General features: G+C 43.3%; 14 protein-coding genes, 2 tRNA genes and 1 riboswitch. Of the genes, 11 read left to right on the top strand and 5 right to left on the bottom strand.

Translation table 11 applies throughout. The features are described from left to right. Nucleotides 1–52 precede the first annotated feature (52 nt). The 8 genes from codY to HFM85_RS12500 all read left to right on the top strand — a co-directional run bounded on the left by codY (nucleotide 53) and on the right by HFM85_RS12500 (nucleotide 8,278). Nucleotides 53–838 carry a GTP-sensing pleiotropic transcriptional regulator CodY gene (gene codY, locus HFM85_RS12535; protein ID WP_021975897.1) on the top strand — a complete coding sequence of 262 codons (786 nt, stop codon included), beginning with the start codon at nucleotides 53–55 and terminating at the stop codon, nucleotides 836–838. Nucleotides 839–1,136: 298 nt separating this feature from the next. Beyond that, complete coding sequence (gene groES / locus HFM85_RS12530) at nucleotides 1,137–1,421, top strand: co-chaperone GroES (protein ID WP_119239544.1); 285 nt, start codon at nucleotides 1,137–1,139, stop codon at nucleotides 1,419–1,421. A gap of 47 nt (nucleotides 1,422–1,468) precedes the next feature. Then, nucleotides 1,469–3,088: a chaperonin GroEL gene (groL, locus tag HFM85_RS12525; protein ID WP_119239543.1), complete on the top strand. Its 1,620-nt coding sequence runs from the start codon at nucleotides 1,469–1,471 to the stop codon at nucleotides 3,086–3,088. Nucleotides 3,089–3,203: 115 nt separating this feature from the next. Then, nucleotides 3,204–3,707, top strand: coding sequence for a DUF6106 family protein (locus HFM85_RS12520; RefSeq protein ID WP_173738501.1), 504 nt, complete (start codon nucleotides 3,204–3,206; stop codon nucleotides 3,705–3,707). A 67-nt stretch (nucleotides 3,708–3,774) separates the two neighbouring features. After that, nucleotides 3,775–5,229, top strand: coding sequence for an IMP dehydrogenase (guaB, locus tag HFM85_RS12515; RefSeq protein ID WP_119239541.1), 1,455 nt, complete (start codon nucleotides 3,775–3,777; stop codon nucleotides 5,227–5,229). Next, on the top strand, nucleotides 5,222–6,082 hold the full coding sequence (locus tag HFM85_RS12510) for a peptidoglycan recognition protein family protein (RefSeq protein ID WP_243873887.1): 861 nt from the start codon (nucleotides 5,222–5,224) through the stop codon (nucleotides 6,080–6,082). Before guaB ends, HFM85_RS12510 begins: the two co-directional genes overlap by 8 nt. Before the next feature lie 66 nt (nucleotides 6,083–6,148). Continuing rightward, a riboswitch (ZMP/ZTP riboswitch) is annotated at nucleotides 6,149–6,231 on the top strand. Between the two features lie 87 nt (nucleotides 6,232–6,318). Beyond that, entirely contained in the window at nucleotides 6,319–7,032 is a 714-nt protein-coding gene (locus HFM85_RS12505; RefSeq protein ID WP_119239540.1) for an IMP cyclohydrolase, read from the top strand. Nucleotides 7,033–7,093: 61 nt separating this feature from the next. Beyond that, nucleotides 7,094–8,278 carry a phosphoribosylaminoimidazolecarboxamide formyltransferase gene (locus HFM85_RS12500; RefSeq protein ID WP_173738500.1) on the top strand — a complete coding sequence of 395 codons (1,185 nt, stop codon included), beginning with the start codon at nucleotides 7,094–7,096 and terminating at the stop codon, nucleotides 8,276–8,278. 288 nt (nucleotides 8,279–8,566) lie between these two features. Here HFM85_RS12500 and HFM85_RS12495 read toward each other — a convergent pair. Both HFM85_RS12495 and HFM85_RS12490 read right to left on the bottom strand, forming a co-directional pair. After that, nucleotides 8,567–8,639, bottom strand: a tRNA-Gly gene (locus HFM85_RS12495). A gap of 171 nt (nucleotides 8,640–8,810) precedes the next feature. After that, on the bottom strand, nucleotides 8,811–9,500 hold the full coding sequence (locus HFM85_RS12490; protein WP_173738499.1) for a lysozyme family protein: 690 nt from the start codon (nucleotides 9,498–9,500) through the stop codon (nucleotides 8,811–8,813). Between the two features lie 111 nt (nucleotides 9,501–9,611). Here HFM85_RS12490 and HFM85_RS12485 point away from each other — a divergent pair, with 111 nt between their 5' ends. Next, a complete protein-coding gene (locus HFM85_RS12485) occupies nucleotides 9,612–10,742 on the top strand; it encodes a 3D domain-containing protein (protein ID WP_243873886.1) in 1,131 nt (376 codons plus the stop codon). Nucleotides 10,743–10,872: 130 nt separating this feature from the next. On the opposite strand, the gene HFM85_RS12480 is transcribed toward HFM85_RS12485, so the two are convergent. Together HFM85_RS12480 and HFM85_RS12475 are read right to left on the bottom strand one after the other, a co-directional pair. Then, nucleotides 10,873–10,945: transfer RNA gene (locus HFM85_RS12480), tRNA-Phe, on the bottom strand. 182 nt (nucleotides 10,946–11,127) lie between these two features. Then, on the bottom strand, nucleotides 11,128–12,312 hold the full coding sequence (locus tag HFM85_RS12475; protein WP_173738498.1) for an iron-containing alcohol dehydrogenase: 1,185 nt from the start codon (nucleotides 12,310–12,312) through the stop codon (nucleotides 11,128–11,130). Nucleotides 12,313–12,595: 283 nt separating this feature from the next. Here HFM85_RS12475 and HFM85_RS12470 point away from each other — a divergent pair, with 283 nt between their 5' ends. Both HFM85_RS12470 and trxA read left to right on the top strand, forming a co-directional pair. Beyond that, nucleotides 12,596–13,513, top strand: a complete 918-nt coding sequence (locus HFM85_RS12470) for an NAD(P)/FAD-dependent oxidoreductase (protein WP_334297459.1) — start codon at nucleotides 12,596–12,598, stop codon at nucleotides 13,511–13,513. 105 nt (nucleotides 13,514–13,618) lie between these two features. Continuing rightward, the gene (gene trxA / locus HFM85_RS12465; RefSeq protein WP_173738496.1) at nucleotides 13,619–13,918 is read left to right on the top strand and encodes a thioredoxin; all 300 of its coding nucleotides are present in this window, start codon (nucleotides 13,619–13,621) and stop codon (nucleotides 13,916–13,918) included. Between the two features lie 7 nt (nucleotides 13,919–13,925). Here the strand turns inward: trxA and HFM85_RS12460 are convergent, their stop codons facing one another. Further along, nucleotides 13,926–14,606, bottom strand: a complete 681-nt coding sequence (locus HFM85_RS12460; protein WP_173738495.1) for a Crp/Fnr family transcriptional regulator — start codon at nucleotides 14,604–14,606, stop codon at nucleotides 13,926–13,928. Between the last annotated feature and the right edge of the window lie 258 nt (nucleotides 14,607–14,864).

Raw genomic sequence — 14,864 nt, 5'->3', positions numbered from 1 at the left:
TTAGACTAGAAAAACGATTTCTTTCAAGGTACGAAAGTGAAAGGAGGAAAAAATGAGCGTTCAGTTGCTAGATAAAACTAGAAAAATCAACAAGCTTCTGCATAACAGCAGTTCAAGCAAGGTAGTGTTTAACGACATTTGCCAGGTGCTCATGGAAACCTTAAGTTCCAACATCCTGGTACTCAGCAAGAAAGGTAAGGTTCTGGGAGTCAGTATTTGTCCTGGCGTGGATGAGATCACAGAGCTGATTGACGATAAGATCGGAGGACATATTGATCCGTTATTGAACGAGAGATTTCTCGGCGTTCTTTCCACAAAGGAGAATGTCAATCTCCAGACACTTGGTTTCGAGCATGTACCCGGAAATTATCAGGGAATCGTGAATCCGATAGATATTGCAGGTGAGAGACTGGGAACATTATTTATGTACCGTAATGATCACCCTTATGATATTGAAGATATCATCGTCAGTGAATATGGCACAACTGTTGTTGGCCTGGAGATGATGCGTGCGGTTCATGATGAGAATGCAGAAGAAGACAGAAAGCAGCAGATCGTGAAGTCTGCATTCAGTACACTGTCCTTCTCAGAACTTGAGGCTATCATCCATATTTTTGACGAGCTGGATGGAGATGAGGGAATCCTTGTTGCCAGCAAGATTGCTGACAGAGTGGGTATTACAAGATCCGTAATCGTTAATGCACTGCGTAAATTCGAGAGTGCAGGCGTGATCGAGTCCCGTTCTTCCGGCATGAAAGGAACTTACATTAAGGTTCTTAATGAAGTGATTTTCGATGAGCTGGAGGAGATTAAGGCACAGAGAAATAAGAAAGCATAAGCATACGCTTGGTTTGTGAGCTATATAATAAAGAACGTAACGAAAGAGACTGTCCGTTATCCGGATAGCCTCTTTTTTTACATCGAATGTGCTGAAAAAATTAAAATAAATACTGAAATTAAGAAAAAATGAGAAAACAAGAGAATAAATGAGAAAATAAGAGCATATATTAGAATTATCATATCTTAAAAGAGTTGCGAAAAATATGAAAATTCACTAATATAGCCATAGTGATTAGCACTCGTAGAAAGTGAGTGCTAGCAAGCGAAATCGAAACTGATAAGGAGGAACATAGATCATGAAGTTAGTACCTTTAGGTGACAGAGTAGTATTAAAACAGGTTGAAGCAGAAGAAACAACAGCTTCCGGAATTGTACTTCCAGGACAGGCACAGGAGAAACCACAGCAGGCAGAAGTTATTGCAGTTGGCCCTGGTGGAATTGTAAACGGTAAAGAAGTTAAGATGGAAGTAGAAGTTGGAAATACAGTTATCTACTCCAAATATGCAGGAACAGAAGTTAAGATGGACGGAACTGATTATATCATTGTAAAACAGGAAGATATCCTGGCAGTTATTAAATAATATAAACATCTTATCGTATATCAATATAAACAGGAGGTCATTATATCATGGCAAAAGAGATTAAATATGGCGCAGAAGCCAGAGCAGCACTGGAAGCTGGCGTAAATAAACTTGCAGATACAGTAAGAGTAACACTTGGACCGAAAGGAAGAAATGTAGTACTTGATAAATCTTTCGGTGCTCCGCTTATCACTAACGATGGTGTTTCCATTGCAAAAGAGATCGAGCTTGAGGATGGATTTGAGAACATGGGTGCTCAGATCATCAAAGAAGTTGCATCCAAGACTAACGATGTAGCAGGTGATGGTACAACAACAGCTACTGTACTTGCTCAGGCAATGGTACATGAGGGAATGAAAAACCTGGCAGCAGGTGCCAACCCGATCATCCTCAGAAAAGGAATGAAGAAAGCAACAGATGTTGCAGTAGAAGCAATCAAAAATATGAGCCAGACGATCAACGGCAAAGAACAGATCGCTAATGTAGCGGCAATCTCTGCAAGTGACGAGCAGGTAGGACAGCTTGTTGCAGACGCTATGGAGAAAGTTTCCAAAGACGGTGTTATCACTGTTGAGGAGTCCAAGACCATGCATACAGAGCTTGATCTTGTAGAAGGAATGCAGTTTGACCGTGGATACATTTCCGCATACATGTCAACAGATATGGAGAAGATGGAGGCAACTCTTGATGATCCGTACATCCTGATCACAGATAAGAAAATCAGCAACATCCAGGAGATCCTTCCGCTTCTTGAGCAGGTTGTTCAGGCTGGTGCGAAACTCCTTATCATCGCTGAGGATGTTGAGGGCGAGGCTCTTACAACTCTGATCGTAAACAAACTGAGAGGAACATTCCAGGTAGTAGCTGTCAAAGCTCCTGGATATGGCGACAGAAGAAAAGAAATGCTTCAGGATATCGCAATCCTTACAGGTGGTCAGGTAATCTCCGATGAGCTTGGTCTTGACCTGAAGGAAGCTAAGATGGAGCAGCTTGGACGTGCTAAATCCGTTAAAGTTGCAAAAGAGAACACAGTTATCGTTGATGGTCTTGGAGACAAAGACGCTATCGCAAAACGTGTTGCGCAGATCCGTGCACAGATCGAGGAGACAAAATCCGAGTTCGATAAAGAGAAACTTCAGGAGAGACTTGCAAAACTGGCTGGCGGCGTAGCTGTTATCCGTGTTGGTGCTGCTACTGAGACAGAGATGAAAGAAGCAAAACTTCGTCTTGAGGATGCTCTTGCAGCAACAAAAGCAGCTGTCGAGGAAGGTATCATCGCAGGAGGTGGATCTGCTTACATCCATGCTTCTAAAGAAGTTGCAAAACTTGCAGCAACACTTGAGGGAGATGAGAAGACAGGTGCTTACGTAATCCTGAAAGCTCTTGAGGCTCCGCTGTTCCATATCGCTGCAAATGCAGGACTGGAAGGCGCTGTTATCATCAACAAAGTAAGAGAGTCTGAGGTTGGTACAGGTTTCGATGCCCTGAATGAAAAATATGTAAACATGGTTGAGAACGGAATCCTTGATCCGGCCAAAGTTACAAGAAGTGCTCTTCAGAACGCAACAAGCGTTGCATCTACACTCCTTACAACAGAGGCTGTAGTTTCCACGATCAAAGAAGATACTCCTGCTCCGGCAGCAAACCCGGGAATGGGAATGATGTAATAATCAGCTAAGCAGGTGAAAATATTCACAAAATAAGAGGGCCTGCGTCATGGACGCGGCTCTCTTTTTATGTTATAATTTAAAAAAATCAGTAAATTACGAAAGGAAGAAGCAAATGAGTGACTTATATTCAGAACTTCTGGTAAAGAAGAAACAGACAGGGAAGGATCTTGTTGTAAAGTATGGCCTCATAGCCCTGACTGTGATCATGGTCCTTGGGGGGCTTATTCTCAATGGTCTTCTTCTGGTTCCGGCTATCGCTCTTGGCGTTGCATGCTATTTTGTGATACCGAAAACAGATCTGGAATACGAGTATCTGTTTGTTAACGGTGAACTGGATATCGATATGATCATGTCAAAGTCCAAGAGAAAAAGAGTGAAATCTCTCCAGCTTGCGGAAGCAGATATTGTAGCTCCTCTTAATTCCCACAGAATGGACTATTACAATGGTAATCAGAAGATGAAAACAATGGATTTTTCTTCCGGCATTGAGGATCATAAACGCTATGCAATGATTACCAGAGATGGCGGTGAAACCTGTAAAGTGATCCTGGAACTGGATGATGCCCTTGCAAACACCATGAAAAATTCTGCACCAAGTAAAGTTTTTTTGGATTGACATGAAACTTGTTTTTTGTTACACTAGTTCACAAATTTAAAATATCTTACAAAAGGGAGGAAATGCAATGGGTACTATTATTGGTGATGGCATTACGTTTGATGACGTCCTGCTGGTTCCGGCTTATTCTAAAGTAATTCCGAATCAGGTAGATGTTTCAACGTATTTAACCAAGAAAGTAAAGCTGAATATCCCCATGATGAGTGCGGGTATGGACACAGTTACAGAGCACAGAATGGCTATCGCCATGGCTAGACAGGGTGGTATCGGTATCATTCATAAGAACATGTCCATCGAGGCACAGGCAGAAGAGGTTGATAAGGTTAAACGTTCTGAGAACGGTGTTATTACAGATCCATTTTATCTTTCAGCAGAACATACACTGAAAGATGCCAATGATCTGATGGCGAAATACCGTATTTCCGGTGTTCCGATCACAGAAGGCAGAAAGCTTGTAGGCATCATCACAAACCGTGATCTTAAGTTTGAGACAGACTTCAGCAGAAAGATCAAGGAGTGCATGACTTCTGAGGGACTGATCACAGCCAAGGAAGGAATCACACTTGAGGATGCCAAGAAGATTCTCGCGAAATCTCGTAAGGAGAAATTACCCATTGTAGATGATGACTTTAATTTAAAGGGACTCATTACCATCAAGGATATCGAGAAACAGATTAAATATCCTCTGGCAGCTAAGGATGCACAGGGACGTCTTCTCTGTGGCGCAGCAGTTGGTATCACAGCTAATGTACTTGCACGTGTGGATGCACTTGTTAAGGCTAACGTGGATGTTATCGTTATCGATTCCGCACATGGTCATTCCGAGAATATCTTAAAAGCAGTCCGCGAGATCAAGGCTGCATATCCGGAACTTCAGGTTATTGCAGGTAATGTTGCAACAGGTGCAGCTACCAAGGCTCTGATCGAGGCTGGTGTAGACGCAGTTAAGGTTGGTATCGGACCTGGATCTATCTGTACAACACGTGTTGTTGCAGGTATCGGTGTTCCACAGGTAACAGCAGTTATGGATTGCTATGAAGTTGCAGACCGTTACGGAATTCCGATTATCGCAGATGGCGGTATCAAGTATTCCGGAGATATTACCAAGGCTATTGCAGCTGGCGCCAATGTCTGCATGATGGGAAGTATGTTCGCAGGATGCGATGAGAGTCCGGGAACATTCGAACTCTACCAGGGAAGAAAATATAAAGTATATCGTGGAATGGGATCTATTGCCGCTATGGAGAACGGCAGCAAGGATCGTTATTTCCAGGAAAATGCCAAGAAGCTTGTTCCGGAAGGTGTTGAGGGACGAGTTGCATATAAGGGACATGTTGAGGATACTGTATTCCAGCTGATCGGCGGTTTAAGATCCGGTATGGGCTACTGCGGAGCAGAGAATATTGAGAAGCTTAAGACAACAGGCAGATTCATCAAGATTTCCGCTGCATCCCTTAAGGAGTCACATCCACATGATATCCACATCACAAAAGAGGCTCCAAACTACAGTGTAGATGAATAATAAAGGAAAAGCAGGCAAGACAGTTAAGAAGTCACCCAGGCCGTCCCATAATGGACGGCCTGTTTCCGTAAAGGGAACTTCTTCAGGAAAAAATATTTCTGGAATATCGGACAGAGCTGGCAGAAGAAAAAAATCTTCCCGAAAAAAGAAACCGCAGAATATTTTAAAACATATTGTGCTGGCAGTGGTAATTGTGATCGTTGTACTGGCTGTGTGTGCCCTTGGATATGGATTTTTTGAGATGAGGATAGAGCAGAGCGGACTTGAAATAGATCAACAGAGCTGGTCACAGCAAAGCAGTGAGGGCGGTGGGCAGGAACAATGGCAGGCAGAAGGTGCTCCGTATATTGATGTGGAACTTCTTACGCCAAATTCTTATTCCAGGCCTCAGATTCCTATTGAACAGGTGAATTATATAGCGATTCACTATACAGCGAATCCAGGTTCAACAGCTATATCCAACCGGAATTATTTTGAGAATCTTGCCACAACGCAGGATAATAAAGTCAGCAGTCATTTTGTGGTAGGACTGGATGGGGAAGTGGTGCAGTGTATTCCTACTTCAGAAATGTCCTATGCTACTAATGCCAGAAATGTGGATACCATATCCATTGAATGCTGCCATCCGGATGAGACGGGACAGTTTAATGATGCAACATATAGTTCGGCAGTGAAGCTGACGGCGTGGCTCTGTACCCGTTTTGGGCTGGATACGGATCAGGTGATTCGGCATTACGATGTTACAGGAAAAGACTGTCCCAAATATTATGTGGAAAACCCGGATGCATGGTTCCGGATGAAGTCTGACATTGCAGCACAGATCCAGACGGATTATGAATTGCAGGGAAAATAAAAAAATTGAAAACAATTTCAGAAAATTAGGACTTGAAAATTCAGAAGAAGTATTGTAGTATAACAACAGAAGCTGCATGACTGGCGGAGAGTAGGATTACCTACAGGGAGTGCAGTGTATTTAAGAAGCCGACCGCCTGGGCAGCCTGTTAATGGGGTGTCCAGGCGGTTTTTTGTTACCTGCTGATACCTGGAATGATCCCCGGGCCGTATATTAGATAAGGAGGACTGTGAAAAATGACTACATTTTCACTTGAAAAAGAACTGAAAGAAAATTCCTACCCAGGAAGAGGAATCGTGATCGGACGTTCCGCAGACGGAAAGCATGCTGTTACTGCATATTTTATCATGGGAAGAAGCGAGAACAGCAGAAATCGTATTTTTGTTGAGGATGGAGAGGGAATCCGCACACAGGCATTTGATCCGTCCAAGCTTACAGACCCGAGCCTTATCATCTACGCACCGGTACGTGTCCTTGGAAACAAGACGATCGTAACAAACGGCGACCAGACAGATACCATTTATGAGGGAATGGACAGACAGCTTACTTTTGAGCAGTCCCTCCGAACCAGAGAATTTGAGCCAGACGCACCGAACTATACACCTCGTATTTCCGGTGTTCTGCACGTAGAGAATGGCAGATTCAACTATGCAATGTCTATTTTAAAGAGCAATAACGGTAATCCGGATTCCTGTCTTCGTTATACATTCGCCTATGAGAATGCAGCTGCAGGACAGGGACGTTTTATCCATACTTATAAATGCGATGGAAATCCACTTCCGAGTTTTGAGGGAGAGCCGAAGCCTGTAGAAATCCCGAATGATATTGATGACTTTACAAACCTTCTCTGGGAGAGCCTGAATCAGGATAATAAAGTTTCTCTCTTTGTTCGTTTCATTGACATTGAAACCGGAAAATATGAGTCAAGGATCGTGAATAAGAATAAATAACAAGCTGAGTATACAGCTGCGATGAAATTATCAGTATCACACAGAACGGAGGATTTTTTTTATGAAAGAATTACAGTTAAAATATGGATGCAACCCGAATCAGAAACCATCTAAGATTTACATGGCAGACGGAAGTGAACTTCCTATCCAGGTACTTTCCGGAAGACCTGGATACATCAATTTCCTGGATGCTTTTAATGGCTGGCAGCTTGTGCGTGATCTTAAGAAAGCAACCGGACTTCCTGCAGCAACTTCTTTCAAGCATGTATCTCCTGCAGGTGCGTCCATCGGACTTCCACTGAATGAGACACTGGCCAAGATTTACTGGGTAGATGATATGGACTGGAAGAATTTTTCACCGCTTGCATGTGCTTATGCAAGAGCGAGAGGTGCAGACCGTATGTCATCCTTCGGTGATTTTATTTCTCTTTCTGATGTATGTGACAAGGATACAGCAATGCTGATCAAGAGAGAGGTTTCTGACGGAGTTATTGCACCGGGATATACAGAGGAAGCGCTTGAGATCCTGAAACAGAAGAAAAAGGGCAACTACAATGTGATCCAGATTGATGAGAATTATGTTCCGGAACCGCTGGAACACAAACAGGTATTTGGTGTTACTTTTGAGCAGGGCCGTCAGGAACTTGCTATTGATGATGAGCTGATCTCCAATATTGTTACGGAGAATAAGGAACTTACCGAGGAAGCTAAAAGAGACCTTAAAGTTTCCCTGATCGTTCTGAAATATACACAGTCCAATTCTGTATGCTTTGTAAAAGACGGACAGGCGATCGGTGTTGGTGCAGGACAGCAGTCCCGTGTTCACTGTACACGTCTTGCCGGTCAGAAAGCAGATAACTGGTACCTCCGCCAGTGCCCGAAGGTTCTGAATCTTCCATTTAAAGATACGATCACACGTGCAGAGAGAGACAATGCCATTGATGTTTATATCGGTGAGGAGTATATGGATGTTCTGGCTGACGGTGCATGGGAGAAAACTTTTACAGAGAAGCCGGAAGTATTTACAAAGGAAGAGAAGAGAGCATGGCTGGATGGACTTACAGATGTAACTCTTGGATCTGATGCTTTCTTCCCGTTCAGTGATAACATTGAGCGTGCGCATAAGAGTGGAGTGAAATATATTGCAGAGCCAGGCGGATCTGTCCGTGATGATGCTGTTATTGATACCTGCAATAAATATGGAATGGTTATGGCATTTACTGGAATCAGACTGTTCCATCACTAAGATATAGGGAAAGATCATAGAAAGAAAAAAATGTAGCTGGTCATAGAGTGAACAGCAACAGATATTCGATTTCTGTAACAGAAAATACGTTAAAAATATCCCGGATTTGGAAAGTGTAAAGTTCTGAATCCGGGATTTTTTATAACTGAATTAAGTAACCTTCAAGTGGATAAAGAGAAGTTGGATAATTAAGGGGAATATTGTCTGAAGTAAGAGTATCGTAAAAGTAGTGAATGTTTGATTATATGGCATAAAAAAAGAACTCTGAATTCTCTCAGAGTTCTCAAGAGCGATAGACGGGGCTCGAACCCGCGGTCTCGACCTTGGCAAGGTCGCGCGTTACCAACTACGCCACTATCGCATATGTCTTGAAGATGAAGTGTTTTCCTCATCGACAAGACATATGATATCATAGATTTTTGTATATGTCAAATATTTTTTTGGATTTTTTTGAAAAATTTATACAAAACTTGTTGTTGTCGTTTCGGCAGGACATCATGAAGCAGATGGTAAAGTTTTTTCATAAAATATTCTATGATTCATCAGCAATGGGATAATACCGCAGTACATGATCCGGATAGTACTGATCACCGTAATCCCATGGACCTGCGGGATCATGGAGGGGATCATCCTCATTACGTTTTCTTCCTCCGCTTGCCATCTGTGCAAAAGCCTGGGCACTTTCTGTAGTCCAGACCGTTTCCCCATTTTTCTCCAGGTAGGAGAAGTAGGAATCTGCACCGAAATTATAGGCCTGAAGTGCAAGGCGGATATGGGTAAGATCGGAAGGGCCTGTACAACCGGCTTTTTCAAGGGCATATTTCAGTTCCTGGATTCCGCAGGTAATAGAATAAGAAGAATTTGTGATTCCATTGGGCTCCTGTGGATACTGTGTATTATAAGCACCTTCTGAGGACTGCATGGGATCGGTTCCCTGTCCGGAGCTTTCCTGCATCATAACTGCAAGGATCAGATCTACGTAATCCGACATATCATATTGCACCGCTATATCAGTAACTTCTTCGCGGTAAGATTCACAGGAAGCATTGATCTGATAAGTATTTTCTCTGGTTCCCGGGAAGTGTACAAACCATACAATGAGACTGAGTATGATCAAAAGGAAGATACAGAAGAGAAAAAATTTCTGTCTGCGCACCTGGCGTACACGGAGAAGGTGGCGTTGTTTTTTGGTTAATTTTGGTTTTGGTCTTTTTGTATTCATAAATATATTCTACCCGGTGTGAGCGGATTTGACCAGTTAAGAAATGTGATCTTTTTATTAAATCTTTCTGAAGACAGCTCTGTAAAATTGCAAAATAGGAGCCGATATGCTATGATAGTCGGGACAAACAGCAGAATGCCGGAAAAGGAGGCAGGATTTTATATGCGAAAAAGGCTTCTTGCAGTTATTTTGTGTGCTTACATGCTGTTCCCTGCATCAGTATCCGCAGAGATTTCAGGATATGAAGCAACACTGAATACATATACACAGGAGAAAAAAACAGCCCAGCAGTTTCAGGTTGATGACGGGGCGGGAAATACAGTAAATGCTTTGGCAAAAAGTGACACACTCTATGTTACAGCGAAAAACACAGCAATCAGATCCAATCCGGGGGAAAGCGGCACAGAGCTCCGTTCCGTGCTTCTTGGAACAAAACTGGAGCGGGTTGCAGTTTGTGACAATGGATGGAGCAAGGTTACTTTCCAGAAAGATGGAGAAGATAAGATCAGCGGTTATGTTCAGGACAGCGTACTCAGTGACACAGAAACTGTAAATAAATTTACAGACACAGTCACAGTAGCATCGGACAGTGACATTTTCGATTATCCTGGACGAAAAGACGGCGAAGTTGTAGGTGAAGTACTTGAGGATGATGAACTGAAAAGAACAGGTACGGTAGATGATATCTGGAGCCGTATTGTGTACACAGATGATAATGGTACAGAACAGACAGGCTATATTCCGACCAGCTGCCTGGAAGGGTATCAGGAGACTGAAGTGGCTAAGGCCGAGCAGGAGAAGAAAACCAAGGCAGGTTCTCTTACCAAGAGCTCCGGTGAGGGGATTTTTGCAGATGCAGTGGATGGGGTAACTTCCACAGGTGGTTCAGGTACAACGGCCAGCGGTGTGCAGATCGGAACACCGGTATCAGCTGCCTCCGATGCAACATTGAAGCCGCTGGGAACCTTCAGGATCACCCATTACTGTCCGTGCAGTATTTGCTGCGGACCATGGGCTAATGGAATTACCTCTACTGGTGTAACGGCCACAACTAATAGAACGATAGCTGTAGACCCAAGTCAGATTCCATATGGTTCTAAAGTGGTCATCAACGGACAGGTGTATGTTGCGGAGGATTGTGGTGGTGCGATTCGTACCAACTGTATTGATGTCTATGTGGCAACACATTCAGAGGCAGAGCAGAAAGGCGTATTTTATACAGAAGTTTATCTGCTTCAGTAAAAGAAAAAAAGAGGGCCGAAAATAAAAACTCTGGCAGCAGAAGATACATACATATCCATCTGCTGCCAGAGTTTTTGTAATTGGAAAAGGATCTTGCACATGGAAATCCTTTTTACGGATAAAAAAATAATGCCCAGAGCCGGAATCGAACCAGCGACACGAGGATTTTCAGTCCTCTGCTCTACCAACTGAGCTATCTGGGCATTTCTCTTTCGAGTACTTTGTTACTTTAACACATTTATGTACAAATTGCAAGGAAAAAATAAAAATGCAGATATTTTTATAAAAATCGGATTTTTCAAAAAACATCTGCAATAGTTAATTGAATAAGGGAAGCTCCCTGCAGGTTGCCAATATCTATCTGATCTGGAAAACAGGAGATCAGTTATCTGGCAGCCAGATAGATCTTTTCTATATCTTTCATATTTAACTGCCTGAATATGCCGATGGTACGGGTATCTTCAAAGCTGCATTTGAATGCCAGATCGTGGATTCCTTTTTCTGTAAGGTCAAGACCAAGTTCATGCAGGCTGGTCGGCATATTGATAGAACGGAAGAAATCTTCCATTGCCTCAATACCTGCAAGAGCAGTTTTACTGAAATCAAGACTGCACGGAATCTCGAATACATTCGTAGCAAACTGTGCAAAACGTTCCGGATTTGCATCATAAACATAACGAGCCCAGCTTCCCCACAGTGCAGCAAGTCCGGCACCGTGTGCTACATCGTAAGCTCCTCCAAGTTCATGCTCCAGCTGATGGCAGGCCCAATCACCGCCACCTGTTCCGCAACCGGTAAGTCCATTGTGGGAAAGGCTCCCGGCCCACATAATTTCAGCTCTTGCAGTGTAATTATCCGGCTCCTTCATCAGGATGCGGGCATTATAGATCACTGTCTGCATGAGAGATTCGCTGATACTGTCGGTGATCTCCATTGTCTCAATATTTACGAAATACCGTTCCATGGTGTGCATCAGAATATCCACACAGCCGCTTTCAGTCTGATACTGAGGAAGTGTATATGTAAGGCGCGGATTCAAAATGGCAAAACGCGGTCTGCACAGATCATTGCGTGCAGTGCTTCGCTTCAGCCAGCCTTCTTCATTCGTGATGACGCAGGAATTGCTCATCTCACTTCCGGAAGCTGCGATGGTAAGAATGACACCTACTGGCAGACAGGCTTTCGGTGTTTCTGTGCGGAGAAAAAAATTCCACACATCAGTATCCGGGTTAGCCAGTCCATAGCCGATAGCTTTACAGGAGTCAATAACGCTGCCACCGCCTACTGCAAGAAGAAAATCAACGTTTTCTTTTTTGCAAAGCTCAATGCCTTCCCTTACCTTGGAGAGACGTGGATTGGGAACGACACCGCCCAGGGTGACGTAAGAAATGCCTGATTCATCCAGAACTGATCTGATCTCATCGATCAGACCAGATTTTACAGCACTGTGTCCACCGTAGTGGATCAGTACTTTTTTACAGTGCTGGTCTTTTAAAAGTGTGCCGATCTGAAGATGAGTATCTTTTCCAAAGATAACTTTTGTGGGGGTAAAATATTCAAAACTTCTCATATAAGTAGATCTCCCTTTTTGGTTATTTATTTAAAATACAGTGAAATACAGTGAATTCATAATGTAATGATCCTGCATAAGCAAAACTGTTATAATAATAGCATAGAAGAATGGTGGGTGCAAGATTTCAGGGCATTTTGAAGGTGGGGTATAAAACAAAATAGATATTTTTTTCAAAGATGTGATATAATGATCCATGTGAGAAAAAGTGACTTGATCACAGAAACAGGCAGATGCAGAGCGTATATTATAAAGCAGATCATAACGAAGCAGAAGAAAGAAGGTGTCTGAATTGGAAAATATCATTATTGTAGGTGCAGGTCCGGCAGGAATCTCAGCAGCTCTCTATGCAGCAAGAGGCAACATGGACCCATTGATCATAAATACAGGAATCGGCTCTCTGGAAAAAGCAGAGAAGATCGAGAATTATTACGGACTGGAGAAACCACTTTCCGGAAAAGACCTTTTTGAGAGAGGTCTTGACCAGGCCAGAGCGCTTGGCGTTCGTATCCTGGATGCCCAGGTTGTTGGAATGGGTGGTTTTGATACTTTTGAAGTGAAGACAACAGAAGGAGATTTTGAAGCTCGTAGCGTGATCCTTGCAACAGGAAGCAAGAGAGCGTCCGCAAAGATCCCAGGTGTAAAAGAATTTGAGGGAAAAGGCGTCAGCTACTGCGCAGTATGCGATGCGTTCTTTTACCGCGATAAGGAAGTGGCAGTTCTGGGAAACAGTGATTTCGCTCTTCATGAAGCAGAAGAGCTTTCCCATACAGCATCTCATGTAACGATCTTTACAGATGGAAAGAAACCGGAATTTTCAAGGGAGAATTCCATTGATGTCAATACTATGAAGATCCAGGCAATCGAAGGAGATGAGCGTGTTTCCGGAATCCGCCTGAAAGGTGATGTGAGCCTGCAGGAAGCTGGAGAGGAAGTTTCGTCATTCGAACCAGCAGAAGGTGTTTTTGTGGCACTTGGGACTGCAGGAAGTTCAGAGATGGCCCGTCAGATCGGAGCAGAGCTTAACGAAAAGGGAAACATCCGTGTGAATGAGGAGATGGAGACAACAGTTCCGGGACTGTATGCAGCAGGAGACTGTACAGGAGGACTTCTTCAGGTAGCCAAGGCTGTACATGACGGAGCGCAGGCAGGACTTTCCGCCTGTCAGTATGTGCGGAAGCTTTTGAAATCCCAGGCGTAAGCAAGGGACAGTATAAAAAAGGAAGAAACGCAGAAAATGATAACAATTATAACAGTTACAGAAAGCCCACAGTGGGCTGATTAAATCATAAGGAGGAATTTTATCATGGCAAAAGTTTTTACAACAGACAATTTTGAGACAGAGGTATTAAATGTAGAGAAACCAGTACTGGTAGATTTCTGGGCAACCTGGTGCGGACCGTGCAGACGTCAGGCACCGATCATTGAGGAGCTTGCAGAAGCAGGATATGAAGTTGGTAAAGTAGACGTAGATAAAGAACCGTCCCTTGCACAGCAGTATAAGATTATGAGTATTCCTACACTGCTGGTATTTAAAGGTGGCAAGGAGGCTGCACGTTATGTAGGACTGACAGCGAAAGCAGAACTTGAGGCAGCACTTCAGTAAGGAAAGATCAATAAGTATTCATCATTTTATAGAGACGGCTCTTATCCAGAATGCGGATCGATCCCCGCGAGATCTGGATGGAGCCGTCTTTGTTCATTTTTTTCAGGCTGCGGCTGACAGCCTCTCTTGCACTTCCAATAGACCGGGCAATTGCTTCCTGGGTGAGACTGAGTTCATCAGATCCGGTGTCAGCAGCTTCATCCAGAAGAAATGCGGCAATGCGCTGAGGAAGTGTAAGAAAAAAAGTTCGTTCAATTCCGGATATCACATCAGAAAAATGTTCGGTTGTCAGTTTGTAGATGAAGTTTTCCAGATAGATATTGTTCTTTATCAGTCTGGAAAAAGGCACAGCCGGGAGGAGCAGTAGGTCACAGTCTGTCTCTGCATCGATCTGAACATCAAAAGTAATGGCAGAAAGCATGCAGGAAGCAGAGAGGGTACAGATATCATTGTCCCTTAAACGGTACAGAGTGGCCTCTTTTCCCTGAGCGGAAAGCAGATAAACACGGAGAACTCCATTCAGGAGAAAAAGAGTTCCCAGGCACTGGCGTTCCTCAGACTGCACGGCAGCACCGGCAGGATAATGAAGTTCCCGGATATTATCAAGAAGAAAATTCTGATCTTCAGCAGTCATATGTTCCCAGAAAGGAAAAGCCTGAAAATAATTCAGACAACTGTTTCTGTCCATTAAATAGCACTCTCCTTATGAAATGATATTTTCAGCTGTGTACCATGCTGAATTGAGGTGTTGGCAATTACTGTGATTTTACTCTGATTTGGTAGGAAACGCAATAGTAATGTGAGGCATAACTATTTACATATGGAAACAGGAACGGTATAATCTATCAGAGTGTAAAAATGAAAAAAAGCTTAACATGCCCATTTTAACCGAATGCAGATGATCTTGTCTGCTTGACAGATGCATGTTTCAGCAGAGACGAGGAGA

Source organism: Blautia schinkii (assembly GCF_013304825.1).
GTDB classification, from domain to species: Bacteria; Bacillota; Clostridia; order Lachnospirales; family Lachnospiraceae; genus Blautia_A; species Blautia_A schinkii_B.
Note: the sequence above shows the minus strand (reverse complement) of the source record. Positions and strands in the feature narration are given on the sequence as shown.

What these genes read in the sequence shown, in the direction of transcription:
- codY (WP_021975897.1), top strand. Translation starts at nt 53, where the DNA reads ATGAGCGTTCAGTTGCTAGATAAAACTAGAAAAATCAACAAGCTTCTG.
- groES (WP_119239544.1), top strand. Translation starts at nt 1,137, where the DNA reads ATGAAGTTAGTACCTTTAGGTGACAGAGTAGTATTAAAACAGGTTGAA.
- groL (WP_119239543.1), top strand. Translation starts at nt 1,469, where the DNA reads ATGGCAAAAGAGATTAAATATGGCGCAGAAGCCAGAGCAGCACTGGAA.
- HFM85_RS12520 (WP_173738501.1), top strand. Translation starts at nt 3,204, where the DNA reads ATGAGTGACTTATATTCAGAACTTCTGGTAAAGAAGAAACAGACAGGG.
- guaB (WP_119239541.1), top strand. Translation starts at nt 3,775, where the DNA reads ATGGGTACTATTATTGGTGATGGCATTACGTTTGATGACGTCCTGCTG.
- HFM85_RS12510 (WP_243873887.1), top strand. Translation starts at nt 5,222, where the DNA reads ATGAATAATAAAGGAAAAGCAGGCAAGACAGTTAAGAAGTCACCCAGG.
- HFM85_RS12505 (WP_119239540.1), top strand. Translation starts at nt 6,319, where the DNA reads ATGACTACATTTTCACTTGAAAAAGAACTGAAAGAAAATTCCTACCCA.
- HFM85_RS12500 (WP_173738500.1), top strand. Translation starts at nt 7,094, where the DNA reads ATGAAAGAATTACAGTTAAAATATGGATGCAACCCGAATCAGAAACCA.
- HFM85_RS12490 (WP_173738499.1), bottom strand. Translation starts at nt 9,500, where the DNA reads ATGAATACAAAAAGACCAAAACCAAAATTAACCAAAAAACAACGCCAC.
- HFM85_RS12485 (WP_243873886.1), top strand. Translation starts at nt 9,612, where the DNA reads ATGATAGTCGGGACAAACAGCAGAATGCCGGAAAAGGAGGCAGGATTT.
- HFM85_RS12475 (WP_173738498.1), bottom strand. Translation starts at nt 12,312, where the DNA reads ATGAGAAGTTTTGAATATTTTACCCCCACAAAAGTTATCTTTGGAAAA.
- trxA (WP_173738496.1), top strand. Translation starts at nt 13,619, where the DNA reads ATGGCAAAAGTTTTTACAACAGACAATTTTGAGACAGAGGTATTAAAT.
- HFM85_RS12460 (WP_173738495.1), bottom strand. Translation starts at nt 14,606, where the DNA reads ATGGACAGAAACAGTTGTCTGAATTATTTTCAGGCTTTTCCTTTCTGG.